This is a genomic window from Allobosea sp., assembly GCF_036675845.1.
GTDB lineage: Bacteria > Pseudomonadota > Alphaproteobacteria > Rhizobiales > Beijerinckiaceae > Allobosea.
On record NZ_JAKFED010000041.1, the window covers coordinates 1 to 20,408 of the forward strand.

At 69.9% G+C, this 20,408-nt stretch carries 14 protein-coding genes; 3 read left to right on the top strand and 11 right to left on the bottom strand.

The features are described 5' to 3' along the window. The 3 genes from V6M56_RS03900 to V6M56_RS03910 all read left to right on the top strand — a co-directional run. On the top strand, positions 1-1,370 hold a 1,370-nt coding region (locus V6M56_RS03900), incomplete at its 5' end, for a cation diffusion facilitator family transporter (protein ID WP_332681415.1). A gap of 340 nt (positions 1,371-1,710) precedes the next feature. Further along, on the top strand, positions 1,711-4,353 hold the full coding sequence (pepN, locus tag V6M56_RS03905; RefSeq protein WP_332681417.1) for an aminopeptidase N: 2,643 nt from the start codon (positions 1,711-1,713) through the stop codon (positions 4,351-4,353). A gap of 361 nt (positions 4,354-4,714) precedes the next feature. Then, a complete protein-coding gene (locus V6M56_RS03910) occupies positions 4,715-6,883 on the top strand; it encodes a PAS domain-containing sensor histidine kinase (RefSeq protein ID WP_332681418.1) in 2,169 nt (722 codons plus the stop codon). Positions 6,884-6,917: 34 nt separating this feature from the next. On the opposite strand, the gene V6M56_RS03915 is transcribed toward V6M56_RS03910, so the two are convergent. The 11 genes from V6M56_RS03915 to V6M56_RS03965 all read right to left on the bottom strand — a co-directional run bounded on the left by V6M56_RS03915 (position 6,918) and on the right by V6M56_RS03965 (position 20,380). Beyond that, the gene (locus V6M56_RS03915) at positions 6,918-9,869 is read right to left on the bottom strand and encodes a bifunctional [glutamine synthetase] adenylyltransferase/[glutamine synthetase]-adenylyl-L-tyrosine phosphorylase (protein WP_332681420.1); all 2,952 of its coding nucleotides are present in this window, start codon (positions 9,867-9,869) and stop codon (positions 6,918-6,920) included. A gap of 28 nt (positions 9,870-9,897) precedes the next feature. Then, on the bottom strand, positions 9,898-11,406 hold the full coding sequence (locus V6M56_RS03920) for a HAMP domain-containing sensor histidine kinase (RefSeq protein WP_332681421.1): 1,509 nt from the start codon (positions 11,404-11,406) through the stop codon (positions 9,898-9,900). A 42-nt stretch (positions 11,407-11,448) separates the two neighbouring features. After that, positions 11,449-12,132: a response regulator transcription factor gene (locus V6M56_RS03925; RefSeq protein ID WP_332681422.1), complete on the bottom strand. Its 684-nt coding sequence runs from the start codon at positions 12,130-12,132 to the stop codon at positions 11,449-11,451. A gap of 294 nt (positions 12,133-12,426) precedes the next feature. Then, entirely contained in the window at positions 12,427-13,653 is a 1,227-nt protein-coding gene (locus tag V6M56_RS03930; protein WP_442881075.1) for a trypsin-like peptidase domain-containing protein, read from the bottom strand. 129 nt (positions 13,654-13,782) lie between these two features. Continuing rightward, the gene (locus V6M56_RS03935) at positions 13,783-14,250 is read right to left on the bottom strand and encodes a cytochrome c-type biogenesis protein (protein ID WP_332681423.1); all 468 of its coding nucleotides are present in this window, start codon (positions 14,248-14,250) and stop codon (positions 13,783-13,785) included. Positions 14,251-14,255: 5 nt separating this feature from the next. After that, positions 14,256-16,238 (bottom strand): heme lyase CcmF/NrfE family subunit, encoded by a 1,983-nt coding sequence (locus tag V6M56_RS03940; RefSeq protein ID WP_332681424.1) that lies wholly within the window; start codon positions 16,236-16,238, stop codon positions 14,256-14,258. A gap of 9 nt (positions 16,239-16,247) precedes the next feature. Then, positions 16,248-16,730 carry a cytochrome c maturation protein CcmE gene (gene ccmE / locus V6M56_RS03945; protein ID WP_332681459.1) on the bottom strand — a complete coding sequence of 161 codons (483 nt, stop codon included), beginning with the start codon at positions 16,728-16,730 and terminating at the stop codon, positions 16,248-16,250. A gap of 41 nt (positions 16,731-16,771) precedes the next feature. After that, complete coding sequence (gene ccmI, locus V6M56_RS03950; protein ID WP_332681425.1) at positions 16,772-17,878, bottom strand: c-type cytochrome biogenesis protein CcmI; 1,107 nt, start codon at positions 17,876-17,878, stop codon at positions 16,772-16,774. 79 nt (positions 17,879-17,957) lie between these two features. After that, positions 17,958-19,334, bottom strand: a complete 1,377-nt coding sequence (locus V6M56_RS03955) for a sensor histidine kinase (RefSeq protein ID WP_332681427.1) — start codon at positions 19,332-19,334, stop codon at positions 17,958-17,960. Between the two features lie 8 nt (positions 19,335-19,342). Beyond that, positions 19,343-20,008 carry a response regulator transcription factor gene (locus V6M56_RS03960; protein ID WP_316021154.1) on the bottom strand — a complete coding sequence of 222 codons (666 nt, stop codon included), beginning with the start codon at positions 20,006-20,008 and terminating at the stop codon, positions 19,343-19,345. A gap of 45 nt (positions 20,009-20,053) precedes the next feature. After that, entirely contained in the window at positions 20,054-20,380 is a 327-nt protein-coding gene (locus V6M56_RS03965) for a PepSY domain-containing protein (RefSeq protein ID WP_332681431.1), read from the bottom strand. Between the last annotated feature and the right edge of the window lie 28 nt (positions 20,381-20,408).

Genomic DNA, 20,408 nt, shown 5'->3' on the forward strand with positions numbered 1-20,408 from the left:
CCCTCTCGGTGGTCGCCGTATCATTAAAAAAGCTCGCCAAATTCGCGGCGGCGCTGGTCTCGGGCTCGCTCGCGCTGCTGACCGACGCGCTGCAGGGGCTGATCGACATCGGCTCGACCCTGTTCACCTGGTTCGCGGTGCGCGCCGCCGACAAGCCGGCCGATGACGAGCACCATTACGGCCATGGCAAGGTCGAGGCGCTGGCGGCGCTGCTCGAGACCGCGATCCTGTTCGGGCTCTCGGGCGCGATCCTGTGGGAAGCCGCCAACCGCCTGCGCGCCGGCACCGAGCCGGCCATCGAGGTGACGCCGCTCGTCGTCGGCGTGCTGCTGTTCTCGCTGATGGTCGATGCCACGCGCTGGCGCACGCTGACCACGGTGGCGCGCGATACCCGCAGCCAGGCGCTCGCGGCCGAGGCGACGCATTTCGCCACCGACTTCGTCGGCACCGCGCTGGTGCTGTTCGGCCTGGTGCTGTCGCGGATGGGCGTGCCGCTCGCCGACAGCGCGACCGCGCTGGCACTGGCGCTGTTCATGATCGTCACCGCCTACCGGCTCGGGCGGCGCACCATCGACACGCTGATCGACGCCGCCCCCAAGGGGCTCGCCGATGGGTTGCGGGCCGCGGCGGCAGGCGTGCCCGGCGTCGTCGGCGTGGAATGGCTGAAGCTGCGGCCGGCCGGCGGGCAGGTCCAGGGCGAGATCAGCATCCTGGTCTCGCGCACCCTGCCGCTCGACCGGGTCACCGCGATCAAGGACGATCTCTCGCGGGCGCTGCTCGTCGCCGAACCCGGTTCCGAGATCACCGTCACCGCCAACCCGGTTCAGGTCGACGACGAGACGGCGCTGGAGCGCGTGCTGCTGATCGCGCTGAAGATGAAGGTGCCGGTGCACCATGTCAGCGTCCACACGATCGGCGAACGGCTCTCGGTCTCGCTCGACATGGAGGTCGACGCCTGCCTGCCGCTCGCCGAGGCGCACGAGATCGCGACCCGGCTCGAAAGCGCGATCCGCGACGAGTTCGGCCGCGATGCCGAGGTCGAGACCCATATCGAGCCGATGGAGACGGGCCAGCCCAGCGGCCACAACGCCCCCTGGGAGACCGTCGAGGCGATCGGCAAGGCGATCGCGCAGGAGGCGGCGCGCGCGAGCGGGGCCGGCGGGCCGATCCGCGACATCCACAGCGTGCGGGTGCGCGAGACCCGCAACGGGCTGGTGGTCAATTATCACTGCCGCGCCGACGGCGCGCTCGATATCGCCGCCGTCCATCATGCCGTCGACGCCATCGAGCGGGCGGTGCGCCAGGCGCGTCCCGATGTCTGCCGGCTGGTCAGCCATGCCGAGCCGGTCGTCACCGCCGAAAATCCGTGAGAACGGGTCGGTTTTCTCCAGACGCACATCGTCACGGGGGCGGCGCGCAGCGTCGAGCCCGGAACCCGTGAACACGACCTCACCCGTCATGGCCGGGCTTGTCCCGACCATCCACGTCTTTCTTCGGCCAGGGCGGTGTTCAAGACGTGGATGCTCGCCACAAGGGCGAGCATGACGAACTGGAGCAGCATCGTGGTCATGGGTTCCGGGCCCAGGCCGGAGTTTACCCTTGGGCCGACCGAAGGTCGGACCCGAGGGGCCTGCCTCGGAATGACGGCGTGGTTCCGTGCCGGATGAGCGTGCTCTAAGACGAAGACGACTCACAACGATCGGACCAGCCATGCCCGCCGAAGACGCCCCGATGATCCGTCTCGAGGACTATCGCCCCTCCGACTGGCTGATCGACACCGTCGACCTCGACATCGTGCTCGACGCGACGAAGACGCGGGTGCGTGCCTTGCTGAAGCTGCGGCCGAACCCGCATGGGCGGCCAGGTGCGCCGCTCGTGCTCGACGGCGACGAGTTGACGCTGGGCTCCATCGCGCTGGACGACGTGCCGCTCGATCCCGGCCTCTACAGCGCCACGCCGCAGACGCTGACGCTGGCCTCGCCGCCGGACCGGCCGTTCTCGCTGCGGCTCGAGACCGAGCTCGATCCCGGCGCCAACACCAAGCTGATGGGGCTCTACCGCTCCAGCGGCGTCTACTGCACGCAATGCGAGGCCGACGGCTTCCGCCGCATCACCTATTTCCTCGACCGGCCCGACGTGATGAGCGTCTACACGGTGCGGCTGGAGGCGGCCAAGGCCGAGGCGCCGGTGCTGCTCGCCAACGGCAATCTCGTCGCAGCGGCGGAACTTCCGGGCGGCGAGCGCCATTTCGCCGTCTGGCACGACCCGCATCCCAAGCCCGCCTATCTCTTCGCGCTCGTCGGCGGAAAGCTCGACCATGTCCGGCAGCCTTACGTCACCGCGGAGGGCCGCAAGGTCGAGCTCGCGGTCTATGTCGAGCCGGGCAAGGCCGGCCGCGCCGGCTGGGCGCTGGATTCGCTGGTGCGCTGCATGCGCTGGGACGAACGCGTCTTCGGCCGCAACTACGATCTCGACGTGTTCAACGTCGTCGCCGTCTCCGACTTCAACATGGGCGCGATGGAGAACAAGGGCCTCAACATCTTCAACGACAAATACGTGCTGGCCGATCCGCAAACCGCCAGCGACGGCGACTATGCCTCGATCGAGGCGATCATCGCGCATGAGTATTTCCACAACTGGACCGGCAACCGCATCACCTGCCGCGACTGGTTCCAGCTCTGCCTGAAGGAAGGCCTCACCGTCTTCCGCGACCAGGAATTCTCCTCCGACGAGCGCTCGCGCCCGGTAAAGCGCATCGCCGACGTCCGGACCCTGCGCGCGACCCAGTTCTCCGAGGATGCGGGGCCCCTCGCCCATCCGGTGCGGCCGCGCGCCTATAAGGAGATCAACAACTTCTACACGCCGACGGTCTACGAGAAGGGCGCGGAGGTGATCCGCATGCTCAAGGTCCTGATCGGCGACGACGCCTTCGAGCGCGGCATGGACCTCTATTTCGAGCGCTGCGACGGCACCGCGGCGACGATCGAGGAATTCCTCGACTGCTTCATCGAGACTTCCGGCCAGGACCTCGCCCATTTCGCGCAATGGTACGAGCAGGCCGGCACGCCGACCGTCGTCGCAGCGGGCCGCTACGATGCGGCCGCGAAGAGCTACACGCTCGACCTCGCCCAGTCGACGCCGCGGACGCCGGGCCAGCCGCAGAAGGTGCCGCTGGTCATCCCGGTCGCGCTCGGCCTCGTCGGCAGATCCGGCGACCTGCCGCTGAGCAGCATCTCGCCGGCGCTCAAGGCCGGCGGGGTCGTGGTGCTCGACCAGCCCTCGCTGAGCGTGACCTTCACCGGTCTTTCCGAGGCGCCGGCGCCCTCGCTGCTGCGCGGCTTCTCGGCGCCGGTCCGGCTCGAGCTCGATCTCGGCGATGCCGAACTGCTGCGCCTGTTCACCGCCGACAGCGATTCCTTCAACCGCTGGCAGGCTCTCCAGACCGTGGCGACGCGGGCGCTGGTGCGGGCCGGCGCGAGCGGCGATCTCGGCGGGCTCGACGCCAAGGCCGGCGAGCTGGCGCAGGCGCTCGAAGGCTTCCTCGCCGGCCCGGCAACGGCCGATCCGGCCTTCGCCGCCCAGGCCCTGCGCCTGCCCGGCCCGGCCGACATCGCCCGCGAGATCGGCAAGGATGTCGACCCCGACGCCGTCTTCGCCGCGCATCGCAAGCTTGCGCGCGAAATCGGCGCGGCGCTGGCCGGGCCCCTGGCCGCCCTGCATGCCGGCCTGCGCGAGGCAGGCCCCTATTCGCCGGCGGCCGGCCCGGCCGGCCGCCGGGCGCTGCGCAACGAGGCGCTGGGCCTGCTCGCCCTCGGTGCGCCGGCCGAGGCGAGCAGGCTGACGCAGGCGCAGTTCGCCGACGCCGACAACCTGACCGACCGGCTCGCGGCGCTCGCCGCCATGACGCTGATCCCGGGCGAGGCCCGCGAGGAACTGATCGCCCGCTTCGCCAGCCTCTATGCCGGCGAGCCGCTCGTCCTCGACAAATGGCTGATGGCGCAGGCACTCATTCCGGAGGACGGCACGCTCGACCGCGTCCGGGGCCTGATGGGCCACCCGGCGTTCTCGCCCGGCAATCCCAACCGGGTGCGCGCGCTGATCGGCGGCTTCGCCGCCAACCTGACGCAGTTCAACCGTGCCGACGGCGCCGGCTACGGCTTCATCGCCGGGATCGTGATCGAGCTCGACCGGGCCAACCCCCAGGTCGCCTCGCGCCTGCTCGGCTCGTTCAAGAGCTGGCGCATGCTCGAGGACGGCCGCCGGGAGCTGGCCAAGAGCGCGCTCGCCATGGTCGCGGCGACGCCGGGACTGTCGCGCGACGTCGCCGATATCGCCGCCCGCTCGCTCGCCTGACGCTGCGGCAACCCCGTCGCTCCGGGGCCACCTGTCCAGAAGGTTAACATTTGATTACGCGCACAGGATTCATTGGCGAATCCCCTGCAACCCTGGCGCGTAAAGCGAGGGTTTGACTCAACTCAAAGCTAGACAAACCGCCGCCCGAGGATTCAACTGAAACTGATTCGGGGATGCGGCACGTCTCCCGATCTGCTGACGGTACATCGCTTCCGAAGGGGGACGGGCAATGACGCGTGCAAACGCGGCTTGCGCAAACGTGCGCGCGGGCTCAATTCTTGGTGTCGCAAGATCGCTGACGCACCCGCTCTATCAGCGCTTCGAGAAACTGGAGCCGGTTTTCCGCAAGGTTATCCCGGCATTGGTCGCCACCTTTGTCGTGATCATGGCGCTCGGCGCCTATGTTCAAACCAACGCCCTGCGTGACGACGCCCTCGCCGATACAGCAACGGACCTCGATATTCTCGCCGCCCTGCTGGCGCGCGAGCTGGATCTTGCCTCGCGGGACGAAAAGGACGTCCGCACCGTCCTCGCGGCGCTGAGCACCAAGCATATCGCCGGCCGCGGCCGCATCATCCATGTCAGCGACGCCTCCGGCATGGTGATCGCCAGCGAGCCGATGATCGGCAATGGCGGCCGCAGCCTGGTCGAGCTGCTCGGCCCCTCCCAGGCGCTGACCGTCTTCGCGGAACGGGCCGGCGTGATGAAGGTCATGCTGCCGGGCGGCCTCGAGACGCTGGCGACCGTGCGCAACCTCGCCGCCCCCTTCGGCCAGGTCGCCGTGCTCCAGCCGGTCAAGCGCGCGCTTTCGGTCTGGGACGAGCGGCAGCGCTCGATCCTGGTGCTGTTCGGCTCGGCCGGGATCGTGCTCGTCGGCATCACCATGGCATTCGTCCTGCAATCGAAGCGCGCCCGCGCCGCCGACGACGATTGCGACTGCGTGCGCGAGCGCATCGACACCGCGCTGAGCCGCGGCCATTGCGGCCTCTGGGACTGGGACCTGGCGAAGGGCCGCATCTACTGGTCGGATTCGATGTACGCCATGCTCGGCTACAACCGCACCGGCGAGTTCATGTCCTTCGGCGAGGTCAACGCCTTCATCCACCCCGAGGATGCCGATCTCTATGCGCTGGCCGACGCGATCAGCCGCGACGAGGCCAGCCATCTCGACCAGGAATTCCGGGTCCGCGACGCCAGCGGCCAATGGATCTGGCTCAAGGCCCGCGCCGAGCTGGTGCTCGACCGCCGCACCGGGGCCCGCCATCTGGTCGGCATCGTCGTCGACATCTCCGAGCAGCACCGCATGGCCGCCCGCACCGCCACCGCCGACATGCGCCTGCGCGATGCCGTCGAGGCGATCTCGGAAGCCTTCGTGCTCTGGGATGCCGACCGCAAGCTCGTGCTCTGCAACGCCAAGTACCAGCAGCTCCACCAGCTCCCGCCGGAGCTCGTGCGCACCGGGGCGAGCTATGAGGCGATCATGGGCTGCAGCGCCCAGCCCAGCGTCGAACGGGAGCCGGTCCGCAGCGCGCGCGCCGAACCCGGCAGCCGCTCCTATGAAGCCAAGCTCTCCGACGGGCGCTGGCTCCAGATCAACGGCCGCCGCACCAAGGATGGCGGCTCGGTCTCGGTCGGCACCGACATCACCACCCTGAAGCAGCAGGAGGAGCGCCTGACCCGCTCCGAGCACCAGCTGCTCACCACGGTCACCGACCTCAAGGCCTCGCGCCAGAAGCTGGAGGCGCAGGCGCAGCAACTCGCCGAACTCGCCGAGCTCTATCTCGAGCAGAAGGCCTCGGCCGAGAGCGCCAACCGGGCCAAATCCGAATTCCTCGCCAATATGAGCCATGAGCTGCGCACGCCGCTCAACGCCATCATCGGCTTCTCCGAGATCATGGAGGCGCGGCTCTTCGGCAATCTCGGCTCCGAGCGCTATGACGAATATGTCCGCGACATCCGCTCCAGCGGCGGCTATCTGCTCGCCGTGATCAACGACATACTGAACATGGCCAAGATCGAATCCGGCAAGGTCACGCTGGAGAAGGCCGAGGTCGCGCTCGACCTCGTGGTCGCCGAGGCGGCCCGCACGCACCAGGAGGCGATCGCTCGCAAGCGGCTCTCCTTCGTCAGCGAGGTCGGCAGCGAACTGCGGCTCGAGGCCGATTCGCACGCCCTGTTCCAGATCCTCGCCAACCTGCTCGACAATGCCGTGAAATTCACGCCGGAAGGCGGCGAGGTCGCGGTTCGCGTCCGGCCGGCGCCAGGCGCGCTCAACATCTATGTCGAGGATTCCGGCATAGGCATCCCGCCGGAGAAGATCGGCCGGATCGGCCGGCCCTTCGAGCAGGTCGAGGGCGAGATGGCGCGCAGCTACAAGGGCTCGGGGCTGGGCCTCGCCATCGCCCGATCGCTGGCGGAGCTGCATGGCGGCTCGCTGCGCATCCGCTCCGTGATGGGTTCGGGCACGATCGTCATGGTGCATCTGCCGCTCAAGGGCGCCGTGCAGCCGGAGCTCGAGCAGGCCGCCTGATCGTCATCGCGAGCGCAAGGACGCCGAGTGCAGCTCAGCCCTTCGCCGCCGCCAGCACCTGCCGGAACAGCGCCCGCACCCGCCCGCGCGTCTCGTCGAGCTCCGCCTTCAGCACCTTGGCATCCGGCAGGCCGACGGCCGCCGCGATCCGGCGCAGGACCCGTTCGGGCACGGCCTTCGGATCGAAACGCTCCTCGACCGTGAAGCGCTGCCAGAGCTGGACGTCGCCGAGCAGCCGCGCCGCCCCTGCCAGCCGCGCCGCATCCTCCTCCGCCATCAGGCCCGTGCCGCGCGCCGCCTGAAAAACGCCGGCCGTCGTCTGCGCCAGCAATTGCGGGTGGTCATGCGCATGGGCGAGCGCCAGGAACTGGGCAAGGAAATCGAGGTCGGTCAGGCCGCCGGCCGCGAGCTTGAGGTCCCAGGGATCGGCCTCACCCTTCTCCCTGGCGATCAGGGCGCGCATCTCGGAGACGGCGGCGGCAACCTTGGCCGGGTCACGCCTGCGCCGCAGGACGTCGCGGATCGCGCCCTCCGCGCGCAGCTTCAGCGCCGGGTCGCCGGCGACGATGCGGGCGCGGGTCAGCGCCATCTCCTCCCAGATCTCGGCCTCGCCCTGATGATAGGCGATGAAACCCTCGAACTGCGTCGCCGCCGGGCTCTTGCTGCCGGAGGGACGCAGGCGCAGATCGACCTGGTAGAGCGTGCCGCGCCGCGTCGGCGCCGTCAGCGCCGCGACCAGCCGCTGGGTGAAGCGGACATGCCAGGTGACGGGATCGAGCGGGCGGCCGCCGCCGCTCGGCTCGGCATGCTCCGGCCGATCATAGAGCAGCATCAGGTCGAGGTCCGACGACGGCGTCAGTTCCCCGGCGCCGAGCCGGCCGAGCCCGATCACCACCGCCTCGGCGCCGTCGATGACGCCATGGTCGGCGGTGAAGGCGGCGCGGGTATCGTCGAAGGCGACGCGCAGGCAGGCTTCGGCCACTGCCGCATAGCCATGGCCGGCCTGCTCCGCCGTGATCACGCCCGAAAGCAGCCTCGCGCCGACGAGGAAGTTCTCCTGCCGCGCGGCGTCGCGCATCCGGTCGAGCCCTTCCTCGACGCTGGGCGGCGGCGCGCCGACCATCGCGCGCACGCGCTGCGCCACCAGCCCGGCATCCTGGCCGGGTGCGCTGAAGGCCGGGTCGATCACCGCGTCGAGCACATGCGGATAGAGCGCCGCGACCTTGGCGAGGCGCGGCGCGCTGCCGAGGATCTCGGCGAACAGGCGAAGCAGCGAGTCGTGCGAGCGCAGCAGCGTCAGCAGTTCCACCGCCGCCGGCATGCGCACGAAGGCGTTGTCGAGATGGGCGAGCGCCCCATCGGGATCGGTGGTGCGCCCGAGCGCGACCAGCAAAGCGGGGGTGAGCTCGGTCAGCACCTCGCGGGCGCGGGCGCTGGTGACGGCGGCGCGACGGCCGAAATGCCAGCCGCGCACGGTCTCGGCCGCCACCTTGGGCTGGCGGAAACCGAGCTTGCGCAAGGTTTCCAGCGTCTCCGGATCGTCCTCGGTGCCGGTGAAGGACAGCGCCCCGGCCTCGCTGGCAAGGCTCGGCGCATCCTCGAACAGCAGCGCGTAATGACCCTCGACCCGCCTGGCGTGACTGGTCAGCGCCTTGCCGAAGGCGGAGGTGGAAGGATAGCCGCAGAAGCGGGCGAAGGCCTCGAGGTCCTTGGCCTCGGTCGGCAGGGTCTGCGTCTGCTCGTCATGGCGCATCTGCAGGCGATGCTCGATGGTGCGCAGGAAGCGGTACGACTCGGCGAGCTCGTCGCGTGCCTGCGGGCTGATCCAGCTCTCATTGGTCAGCTCGCCCAGCATTTCGAGGGTCCGCGGCCCGCGCAGCGCCGGCCGCCGGCCGCCGAAGACGAGCTGCTGGGTCTGCACGAAGAACTCGATCTCGCGGATGCCACCGCGTCCGAGCTTGACGTTGTGGCCGGCCACGGCGAGCGCCTCGAAGCCCTTCACCGACTGGATCTGCCGCTTCATCGCATGGATGTCCGCGATGGCGGCGAAGTCGAAATACTTGCGCCAGATGAAGGGCGCGAGGTCGACGAGGAAGCGGCGTCCCAGCGCAAGGTCGCCCGCGACCGGGCGCGCCTTGATCATCGCCGCGCGTTCCCAGTTCTGGCCGACGGTCTCGTAATAGGAATAGGCCGTCGGCAGGGCGACCGCGACATGGGTCGAGCCGGGATCGGGCCGCAGCCGCAGGTCGACGCGGAAGACATAGCCGTCGGGCGTCCGCTCCTGGATGATGCGGGCGATCTGCTGGGTGAGCTTGACGAAGAAGCTCGACGGCTCGGCGACGCCGGCGGCCTCGGCCATCTCCGGATCGAAGAAGACGACGATGTCGATGTCGGAGGAATAGTTCAGCTCGCCGGCGCCGTGCTTGCCGAGCGCCAGCACGACGAGGCCGGAGCCGGTGCCGGGGTCGGCCGGGTCGGGAAGCGCGATCCGGCCGAGATCGGCCGCCTGGCGCAGGGCATGTTCGGTCGCGAGCCGGACCGCGATGTCGGCAGTCGCGCTCAGCGCCGCGGTGACGTCCTCCACCGACCAGGCGCCGCCGATATCGGCAAGCGCGACGAGCAGCGCCATCGCCTGCCGGAAGCGCCGCAGCTCGCGCATCAGATCGGCCGTCGCGGTTTCCGGCCCGGCGCCGGCGGCAATGTCGCGCAGCAAGGCGTCGCAGCGCGCCTGCGGATCGGCGGTCAGCGAAGCGAGCAGCCCGGCGGGATCGCGCCGCATGATCTGGGCGAGGAAGGGCGAATGCGCGAGGATGCCGGCGACCAGCTCCTGCGAGGCCGGATGCGCCGTGAAATGGCCGGTGAGCGCGTCGCCCGCCGCGGCATCGTGCAGGCGCTCGATAAGCTCGCGCTGGACCAGCGCCTCGGCCTTGGCCCGCGCCGGCAGCACAGGCGCCGCCTTCAAGCGCTCGCATAGCGGCTCGCCCACGCGGTCCCCTCCCCGGCCAAGGCCCGATTCAGGCCGACTGGAACCCTGCCGGCTTTGGCTGCGATGTCGAGCCCGCAGGTTCCCCTGCATCGGGGCTGTCCACAGGGGGCGGTGCCAGCGGCAGCGACATCACGACCTTGAGGCCGGGCGCGTTGTCGGCAAGCTGCACCGCCCCGCCATGCAGGCGCGCCACTGCGGAGGCCAGAGCGAGGCCGAGCCCGAAGCCCGGCTTGCTGCGGCTCTGGTCGAGCCGGACGAAGCGTTCCAGCACCCGGGCGCGATCGGCTTCGGGAATGCCGGGGCCATGATCGGCGACCCCGAGCTCGAGCATCTCGCCGACGCGCCGCGCCGCGACCTCGACCGTCGCCGGGCCGTCGCCCTCCGGCTTGCCGTATTTCAGCGCATTGTCGATCAGGTTGGCGAGCGCCTGGCCGATCAGCTCGCGATTGCCGATGAAGGAAAGCCCGGGCTCGACGGCAACGGAGAGCGAAAGCCCCGCCTCCTCGGCGAGCGGCTCGTAAAGCTCGCCCAGCCCGGCGACGATCTCCGAGAGGTCGAGCGTCGCCATGCTGTCGCTGACCTGGCGGGTCTCGAGCCGGGCGATCATCAGCAAGGCATTGAAGATGCGGATCAGCCCGTCCGCCTCGTCGATGGCACCGTCGAGCGCGCTCCGCAACTGCTCCGGCGACTGCGCCGTGCGCAGCGCCTCCTCGGCGCGGTTGCGCAGGCGGGTCAGCGGCGTCTTCAGGTCGTGGGCGATATTGTCCGAGACCTGCTGCATGCCGCTCATCAGCTCGCCGATGCGGTCGAGCATGGCGTTGAGGTTCTCCGCCAGCCGGTCGAGCTCGTCGCCGGAGCCTGAAATCGGGAGCCGGCCCTTCAGGTCGCCGGCCATGATCGAACGGGCGCTGTCGGTCATGCCGTCGATGCGCTTGAGCACGCGGCGGGCGACGAACCAGCCACCGAAGCAGCCGAGCACCACGACGAGCAGCAGCGACCAGGCCGCCGCGCGCCTGATGATGACGCGCAAGCGCTCGCGCTCCTCGACGTCGCGCCCGACCAGCAGGCGAAAGCCGGCCGGCAGGATGAAGACGCGGACGAGGGCGCGGTTGGTCTGGTCGAGCGCCTCGGAGGAGCGGGCATACTGGATCTCGCGTTCGCCCGGCCGGTCGAGCGCGCCCGGCGGCAGCGCCTCGATATTGCCGGCGATCCGCTCGCCCAGCGGCGTCACCACGAGATAGAGCGAGGCGCCCGGCCCGCGCGAACGCCGCTCGATGGTCTGGACCAGGCGCCTTATGCCGCCGAGACGCTGCTGTTCGGCCAGGCCCTGGATCTCGGCGTCGATGGTCGAGCGGATCTGGTCGTCGAGCAGGCGCTTGGCGTTCCAGGCGACATAGCCGAGCACGAAGCCGGCGAAGGCGACGAAGACGACGAGATAGATCGCCGTCAGCTTGAACGCCGTGGTGCGGAACAGGTTCGGCAGCAGGCGCTGGCCGCTGGAGCTGGATGCGAAGAAGTGGGAACCGGTTTTTCGCATCAATCCTGCTCCAACTCTTTGACGAGAGCCGGCGCCGCGGAATCAGCGGGCTGTGTCACGGACCATGTATCCCGCGCCGCGGATGGTGTGGATCATCGCGTGCTCGAAGCCCTTGTCGATCTTGGCGCGCAGGCGCGAGACATGGACGTCGATGACATTGGTCTGGGGGTCGAAATGATAGTCCCAGACATTCTCCAGCAGCATGGTGCGGGTCACGACCTGCCCGGCATGCTTCATCAGATATTCGAGGAGCCGGAACTCGCGCGGCTGCAGCACGATCTCGCCGCCGGCGCGGGTGACGCGATGGGCCAGCCGGTCGAGCACCAGATCGCCGACGCGGTAGGTGGTCGGCTCCGAGGCCGGCGCCCCGCGCCGGCGCGCCAGCACCTCGACCCGGGCGAGCAGCTCGGAAAAGGCATAGGGCTTGGGCAGGTAGTCGTCGCCGCCGGCGCGCAGGCCCTTGACCCGGTCGTCGACCTGGGCGAGCGCCGAGAGGATCAGGGCCGGCGTCGCATCCTCCTGCTCGCGCAGCGAGCGGATCAGCGAGAGCCCGTCCATGCGCGGCAGCATGCGGTCGACGACCAGCACGTCATAACCGCCGCCCTGGGCGAGGCCATAGCCCTCGAGCCCGTCGGCGGCATGGTCGGGAACATGGCCGGCCTCGCGGAAGGCCTTGACCAGATAGGCCGCCGCTTCGGCGTCGTCTTCGACGATCAGGAGTCGCATGGCGGCAGATTACCTCGGCAAAAGCACATTCCGCAAAGTGGAGCCCAGTTTCGCGATCGGGACATGCTGAAATCACCGAGCTGACGTGATTTCCTGTGGGCCGAGCGACGCCGGCCGAACGACAGGCGCAAAAAAAGCGGCAGGCCGGATGCGATGATCCGACCTGCCGCCGAGGCGGCGGACTTCCCCGACGGGGGCGACGTGACAGCCGGGGAAAACCATCCGCCCGGACATGTTCCTGCAAGTTGACTCACGCTTACGCGCTGGAACATGCCCGACTAGAGCCGGATCCGATCAGGCCGCCGGCTGGCGACCGACCTCGAAGGAAACCTCGCGCTCCTTGCCGTCGCGCCAGATCGTCAGGTTGGTCTTGGTGCCCGGCGCGAAGGTGGCGATCTTGCGCGACAGGGCGCGGGCATCGGCGATCTTCTCGCCATTCACCGCGACAATCGTGTCGCCGCGCCTGAGGCCGGCCTTGGCGGCAGGTCCGTCCAGCTGCGCCTCGGCGATCAGGGCGCCCTTGGCGTCCTTGAGACCGATGGCATCGGCGACCTCGGCGGTGACCGGCTGGATCTGCACGCCGATGAAGCCGCGCGCCACCGTGCCGTGCTTCTTCAGCGCCTCGACCACACTGGCGACGGTCGTCGTCGGGATCGCGAAGGCGATGCCGACATTGCCGCCTGAAGGCGAGAAGATCGCGGTGTTGACGCCGACGACCTCGCCCTTGAGGTTGAAGGTCGGGCCGCCGGAATTGCCGCGGTTCACCGCCGCGTCGATCTGGATGAAGTCGTCATAGGGGCCCGAGCCGATGTCGCGGCCCTGGGCCGAGACGATACCGGCCGTGACCGAGCCGCCAAGACCGAACGGGTTGCCGACCGCCACCACCCAGTCGCCGATGCGCGGCTTGGCGCCAGCGAGCTGGACGAAGGGGTAGTTGCCCGACTCGTTGACCTTGAGCAGCGCCAGATCGGTGCGCGGATCGGTGCCGATCACCTTGGCCGTCAGGGTCTTGCCATCGTCGGTGACGAGCTGGACCTCGGCCGCATTGGCGACGACATGGTTGTTGGTGACGACATAGCCGTCCTGGCTGACGAAGAAGCCCGAGCCCTGCGCCATGGCGCGGCGCTCCGGCTGCGGCATCCGGTGGCCGCGGCGCGGATTCTGCTCGTCGAACTCACGGAAGAAGCGCTCGAGCGGGTGCCCGGGCGGCAGGCTGTTGATGCCGCTCTCGCCTTCCTCGCCGGCATTGGCGAGGCGGGAGGTGACGCGGACGGAAACCACGGCCGGCTTCACCTTCTCGACGACGTCGGCAAAGGAGGGCAGCTGCGTCTGCACGCCCGAAAGCTGGATCGGCTGCGCGTTGGCGCCGCCATGCGCAGTCAGCAGATTGTCGGCGATACCGGCCATCAGGCCGATGCTGAGGGTGGCGGCGCCAGCGATCAGCGCGCCGCGCTTCAGGATCGAGCGGGCGGGCGCCGGCGAATGCTGGGCCGTCTGGGAGGAATTCTCGGGGGTCATCATGGTGCGAACCTCGGTATGGAGCGCAGGACTTCCCTGCCTCGTCCGGTGCACCATGGCGGCCCGCGCCTTACCCGGATTTCGCCCGAGCATGACGATTTCGTAAGGTTGCGGCACTCGCCGCCGCCAGCTTCAGTCGCGCTCGGCGCGCGTCAGTTCGTCGAGGCGGCGCTGCTCGTCCGGGCTGAGCGCCGGCGTCTCCGCGGCCGGGGTGGCGGCGCGGCCACGGCGCCGCCAGAGGAACAGCATCCCGAAGGCCAGGATCGCGAAAGGCCCGATCCAGAGCGCAACGGTGCGCGCATTGACCGGCGGGCTGAGCAGGACGAAGTCGCCATAGCGCGCCACGACGAAATCGACGACCGCTCGGTCGCTGTCGCCGGCGACGAGCCGCTCGCGCACCAGGATGCGCAGGTCGCGCGCCAGAGGCGCGTCGGAATCGTCGATCGACTGGTTCTGGCAGACCAGGCAACGCAGCCCGCCCGAGAGCTGGCGCGCCCGCTGCTCCAGCGCCGCATCGGGCAGGACCTCGTCGGGCTGCACGGCAATCGCCGGGCCGGCGAAGGCGAGCCCGAGGCAGAGCAGGAGCGGCGCCAGGCGCATCGGCCTCACTCCGCTGCCTGCGGCATGGCGGGAGTCGGCGCGGCGCGGCGCGGCGCAGCCAGCCGGAAGCGCCGGTCGGTGAGCGACAGGGCTCCGCCGAAGGCCATGATCAGCGAACCGATCCAGATCAGCAGGATCAGCGGCTTGTCGTAGACCCTGACCGCGATGCCGCCATCGGCCTCGCGCTCGCCGAGGCTGACATAGGCCTGGCTGAAGCCGTCGCTGCGGATGCCGGCTTCGGTCGTCGGCATGGCACGGGCGGTGTAGACCCGCTTCATCGCTTCCACCGGCTGCAATTCGCGCTCGCCGGAGCGGATGCGGAAGCGGACGACCTCCTCGCGGAAATTCGGTCCGCTACGCGGCGCGATCGCCTCGAGCGTGACCGTGTAGCGGCCGCTGGTCAGGCTCTCGCCCGGCTTCAGGAAGCCGATCGCCTCCGTGCTCCAGGCGGTCGCGGCGATGCCGATGACGCTGACGCCGACGCCGGCATGGGCGAATGCCGTGCCCCAGGCCGAACGCGGCAGGCCGCGGGCCCGCGACCAGATCGCGGCGGCGCCGCTGGCCCGGGCGACGACGCGCTCGCCGACATCCCAGAGGGCGCTCGCGACCAGGAAGACGCCGAGCCCGATGCCGAGCGGGGCCAGCACCGGCCCGCCACGCGTCATGGCGAGCAGCGCGATGGTCACCACAACGCCGAGCCCGAAGGCGACCTGGGCGCGCTGGGCGGCGCCGAGCAGGTCGCCGCGCTTCCAGGCCAGCGACTGGCCGATCGGCAGGAGCAGCAGCAGCGGTACCAGCAGCGGCACGAAGGTGGCGTTGAAGAAGGGCGGGCCGACCGAGATCTTGTCGCCGGTCACCATCTCCAGCACCAGCGGATAGAGCGTGCCGATGAAGACGGTGGCGCAGGCGGTGGCGAGGAAGAGATTGTTGACGACGAGCGCGCTCTCCCGCGAGACGGGCGCGAACAGCCCGCCCTGCTTCAGCAGCGGCGCCCGCCAGGCGAACAATGCCAGCGAGCCGCCGACGAAGAAGACCAGGATGGCGAGAATGAAGAGCCCGCGCTGCGGATCGGTGGCGAAGGAATGCACCGAGGTCAGCACGCCGGAGCGGACGATGAAGGTGCCGAGCAGCGAGAGCGAGAAGGTCAGGATGGCGAGCAGGATGGTCCAGACCTTGAGCGCGTCGCGCTTCTCCATCACCACGGTCGAATGGATCAGCGCCGTGCCGGCGATCCAGGGCATCAGCGAGGCGTTCTCGACCGGGTCCCAGAACCACCAGCCGCCCCAGCCGAGCTCGTAATAGGCCCAGTAGGAGCCCATGGCGATGCCGAGCGTCAGGAAGATCCAGGCCAGCAGCGTCCAGGGCCGGACCGCGCGGGCCCAGACGGCGTCGATGCGCCCGTCGATCAGTGCCGCGACGGCGAAGGCATAGGTGATCGAGAAGCCGACATAGCCGACATAGAGCAGCGGCGGATGGATCGCGAGACCGAGATCCTGGAGGATCGGATTGAGGTCCTGCCCCTCGGCCGGGGCCGGGACGAGCCGCCGGAACGGATTCGAGGTCAGCAGGGTGAAGGCGAGGAAGGCGACGGTGATGCTGCCCTGCGCGGCCAGAACCCCGGCCCGCAACCGCGCCGGCAGCGAGCGCCGCGACAGCGCGACCAGCGCGCCGAACAGCACCAGGATGAGGACCCAGAGCAGCATCGAGCCCTCATGGTTCCCCCAGCTCGAGGTCAGCTTGTAGATGAAGGGCTGAGCCGAATGCGAATTGGCGGCGACATTCTCGACCGAGAAATCCGAGACCGCATAGGAGAACACCAGGCAGCCGAAGGAGAGCGCGACGAGCAGGAAGCAGGCGACGGCCGCCGCTGGGCCGACCGAGGCGAGGGCGGGGTCCTGACGCGCCACGCCCCAGAGCGGCACGACCGTCTGGACGGCGGCGACACCGAGCGCCAGTGCCAGCGCGAAATGACCGATCTCGACGAACATCGCCCCGCCCTATTTCGCCGGCGCCGGCGCCGCGGCCGCGTCGGAGCCTGCCTTCGCATCGCCCGGCTGCCAATGACCCTGCTTCTTCAGGGCGTCGGCAACCTCGCGCGGCATGTAGTTCTCGTCATGCTTGGCGAGGACGGAATCGGCCCGGAAGCGGCCGGGCCCTTCGAGCACGCCCTCGGTGACGACACCCTGGCCCTCGCGGAAGAGATCCGGCAGCAGGCCGGTATAGCTGACCGTCATCGTCGTCTTGGCATCGGTCACGGTGAAGGTGACATGCTGGCCGCCCGTGCGCGCGACCGAGCCCTCCCCGACCAGCCCGCCGAGGCGCAGCCGCGTTCCCGGCTGCAGGCCTTTCTCCACGATTTCGGTCGGTCCGTAGAAGAAGACGATGCTGTCGCGCAGCGCATAGGCGACGAGAGCGGCGGCGAGGACGAGCACCGCCCCGGCCGAGGCGATCAGCGCGAGCCGGCGCTGCTTGCGCGTCATGCCCTTGCGTGCCGGAGCGGGCGGAAAGCCGGTCTGCGCGGTCATCGCGCCGCCTCCTGCAAGCCGAGTTCGCCCGCGAGCGTCGCGAGCGCCGTCACGGCGTCCGGCTCGGCCGCGAGCCGTTCGCGCGCCGTCGCCAGCGATTTGAGCGCCGCCGGCCGCTCGCCGAGGACAGCTTGCGAGCGGATCAGGCGCGACCATTCCGCCAGGGTGCCGCCACCTTCGGCGAGCCTGGCGGCGAGGCCTTCGACCATGCCGCGGATCGCCGCCGTCCGGTCCTGCTCCGGCAAGGCGGCGATCGCGGCCGAAGGATCGGACTGTGTTTCCAGCCCCCGGAGGCGATCGCGCACCGCCGCCGCCCAGGGTGCCCCGGCCGGAGCATCGGCGAGCAGCGCCTTCAGGGCAGCGATGGCGACAGGGATATTGCCATCCTGCTCCTGGCCGATCGCCAGGAAGAAGCGGGCTCGCGGATTGGCGGGATCGAGCTTGACCGCCTCGGCCAGGCTCGCGCGCGCCGCCGCGGTGATGACGCCGCCAGCCGCGAGGGTCAGCGCCTCGCCCTGTCCGGCATGGCGCTCGGCGCTCGGCCCGTCATGCCGGATCGCCGCGGCGAAGGCCCTGGCGGCGTCGTCGAAGCGGCCTTGCCGGAGATAGACCGGGGCCAGCACCGACCAGCCCTTGCCGTCGCTCGGGTTGGCGGCGAGATGCGCCTCGATGCGCGCCAATGCGACTTCGAAATCCTGCCCCGCCGGGCTCGCCTCGAGGCGTGCCGCGAGCGGCTGGTCCGGCACCGTCGGCGAGCCATAGGCGCCGTAGACCAGGAGTGCCAGCAAGGGCACGCAGGAGAGCGCGATCGCCGAGGCGGCGCGGCGCCGGCGCAGGGAGGGCTCGCTGTCGCCCGCGGGCGCCGATTCGACCTCTGCGGCGCGCAGCAGCCGGCGCGCGGCCTCGGCCTTGGCGGCTTCCGCCTCCGCCCCGCCGATCAGGCGGCGACCGAGATCGCGCTCGATCTCAGCCACCTGGGCACGGTAGAGCGACGTCGCTCCCGCCGTATCGGCGAAGATCGGCGGCTGGCGCCGGCCGAGCGGCCAGAGCACCGACATGACCGCCGCTCCCGTCATGACCGCGAAGATGATCCAGATCAGCATCAGCCGTTCATAAACAATCGCGGGGGCCGCTTCATGTGCGAAGATGGCGACAAAGGGTCACGCGGGCAATGGCGCGGCATCAGACGGCGGGCAGCACGAGCCGCGCCCGCAGGCCGCCGAGCGGCGAGCGCTCGAGCGAGAGCTCACCGCCATAGAGCTTCGACAGATCGGCGACGATGGAGAGCCCGAGCCCGGAGCCCGGCGTCGCCTCGTCGAGCCGCCGGCCGCGCTTGAGCACCTCGACCATCGCATCGGGCGGCAGGCCGGGACCGTCATCGTCGATCTGGAGCGCCAGCCGGCCGTCGGGTAGACCGTTGCCCGAAGCGAGGCTGACGCGGACCCGGCTGCGCGCCCATTTGAAGGCATTGTCGAGCAGGTTCCCGAGCATCTCCTCCAGATCCTGCTTCTCGCCGCGGAACCTGACGCCCGCCGGAATGTCATGACTGCCCTCGATCGCCCGGCCCTGCGCGATCTTCTGGAAGGTGCGGATCAACGCGTCGAGCGAGGGCGCGATCTCGGTCACGCCGCCGAGCGCGCCGGACAGCGCCGCCGCCCGGGCCCGGTCGAGATAGTACTGGACCTGGTCGCGCATGATCGCCGTCTGGTGCCGAACCGTCTGGGAGAGCGCGCCGCGGCCGGCCTCGGCCTCGTTCTGCATGACGCTCAGCGGCGTCTTAAGCGCATGGGCGAGGTTGCCGACCTGGGTGCGGGCCCGCTCCAGGATCTCGCGATTGGCGTCGATGAGCTGGTTGAGCTCGCCGGCGAGCGGGGCGAGATCGGGCGGGTACTGCCCGCCGATGCGGGTGCTCTCGCCGGTCCGGACCGTGCCGACGGCGGCGCCCAGGCGCACCAGCGGGCGCAGGCCGAAGCGCACCTGGATGATCGTCGAGGCGACGAGCGCCAGGCCGAGGAACAGGAAGGTCAGGGTCAGCGCGAAGCGGAAGTCGCGGATGTCGCCGTCGATCTCGTCGGCGGGCGCGGCGACGCCCACGGTGAAGCGCCCGTCCTCGCCGACATCGATCTCGCGCTCGAGGACGCGCAGGCGGCGCTCGTCCGGCCCGGAGACATAGCTCTCGCGCAGGCCGCGCGCGTTCGGCCGCAGCGGCTGGTCGAGCAGCTTCGGCAACTGGCCGCCGACGAGCGAGCGCGAGGTGCGCACATTGGGGCGCTCGCCGTCGAGCCGGATGATCTGCCAGTACCAGCCCGAGAGCGGCAGGTCGAAGCGCGGCTCGCCGAGATCGCCGATCGCCTGGCGCTCGGCCTCGGGGGGAGCGGCGAGATCGGCGACCAGCTCCTTGATGTAGACGCTCAGGCGTTCGTCGAAGCCGCGCTCGGCGGAGCGGCGATAGAAGGTGGTGAGGCCAAAGCCAGCCAGGATCAGCACCAGCGCACAGCAGACCGCGGCGGAGATGAAGAGCCGCGCACCGAGCGAGAAACGCTGTCGCGAGGCAGGCATGGCCCGGCTCAGGCCTTGGCGGCGGCGGCGATGTAACCCAGGCCGCGCACGGTTTCGATGATCTCGACGCCGAGCTTCTTGCGCAGGCGGCCGACAAAGACCTCGATGGTGTTCGAATCGCGGTCGAAATCCTGGTCGTAGAGATGCTCGACCAGTTCGGTGCGCGAGACGACGCGGCCCTGATGATGCATCAGATAGGCCAGCAGCCGGTATTCATGCGAGGTCAGCTTCACCGGGTTGCCGTCGACCACGACGCGGCTGGCGCGGGTATCGAGGCGGACCGGACCGCAGATCAGTTCCGAGGTGGCATGGCCGGCGGCGCGGCGCAGCAGGGCGCGCACGCGGGCGAGCAGTTCCTCGATGTGGAAGGGCTTGACGACATAGTCGTCGGCGCCGGCGTCGAAACCGGCAACCTTGTCGCTCCAGCGGTCGCGCGCCGTCAGGATCAGCACCGGCATCGTCTTCTCGGCCCGCCGCCAGCCCTGCAGCACGGCGACGCCGTCGACCTTCGGCAGGCCGAGGTCGAGGATGACGGCGTCATAGGGCTCGGTCTCGCCGAGATAGAGCCCCTCCTCGCCGTCGAAAGCCTTGTCGACCGCATAGCCCGCATTCTCGAGCGCGTTGACGATCTGGCGGTTGAGGTCCTTGTCGTCCTCGACGACGAGCAATCGCACGGCGGGGTCACTCCGTTGTAGGGGCCATGGCGGGGAATAGCGGAACTAGCGGATATCCGCCACCTTGCCCGAGTGCCCGTCGAGGGTCACGCGGGCGACGCGGCCGTCGCGCTTCATCGTGGTGACGACATAGACATAGTCGTCGCCCAGCCGGCACAGGCGGATGCGGAGAACCTCGCCGGGCGCAGCCTCGCGCGCATGACGCGATGCGGCCGCCGGCTGCATGACCTTGCCGTCGGACACCGCCTCGCGCGTCTCGCTGGCCGAGAGGCAGGAGATCGGCTGCGACGTATCGGCCGGAGCCACCGGCGAGGCCGCCAGAGTCAGCATGGCGAGGATTGCGGTGGTCGGATCGAGCAGCGTCATTGGCATGCGCTAGTCCTGCACGCGTGAATGCGCC

What these genes read in the sequence shown, in the direction of transcription:
- pepN (WP_332681417.1), top strand. Translation starts at nt 1,711, where the DNA reads ATGCCCGCCGAAGACGCCCCGATGATCCGTCTCGAGGACTATCGCCCC.
- V6M56_RS03920 (WP_332681421.1), bottom strand. Translation starts at nt 11,406, where the DNA reads ATGCGAAAAACCGGTTCCCACTTCTTCGCATCCAGCTCCAGCGGCCAG.
- V6M56_RS03925 (WP_332681422.1), bottom strand. Translation starts at nt 12,132, where the DNA reads ATGCGACTCCTGATCGTCGAAGACGACGCCGAAGCGGCGGCCTATCTG.
- V6M56_RS03930 (WP_442881075.1), bottom strand. Translation starts at nt 13,653, where the DNA reads ATGATGACCCCCGAGAATTCCTCCCAGACGGCCCAGCATTCGCCGGCG.
- V6M56_RS03935 (WP_332681423.1), bottom strand. Translation starts at nt 14,250, where the DNA reads ATGCGCCTGGCGCCGCTCCTGCTCTGCCTCGGGCTCGCCTTCGCCGGC.
- V6M56_RS03940 (WP_332681424.1), bottom strand. Translation starts at nt 16,238, where the DNA reads ATGTTCGTCGAGATCGGTCATTTCGCGCTGGCACTGGCGCTCGGTGTC.
- ccmE (WP_332681459.1), bottom strand. Translation starts at nt 16,730, where the DNA reads ATGACGCGCAAGCAGCGCCGGCTCGCGCTGATCGCCTCGGCCGGGGCG.
- ccmI (WP_332681425.1), bottom strand. Translation starts at nt 17,878, where the DNA reads ATGCTGATCTGGATCATCTTCGCGGTCATGACGGGAGCGGCGGTCATG.
- V6M56_RS03955 (WP_332681427.1), bottom strand. Translation starts at nt 19,334, where the DNA reads ATGCCTGCCTCGCGACAGCGTTTCTCGCTCGGTGCGCGGCTCTTCATC.
- V6M56_RS03965 (WP_332681431.1), bottom strand. Translation starts at nt 20,380, where the DNA reads ATGCCAATGACGCTGCTCGATCCGACCACCGCAATCCTCGCCATGCTG.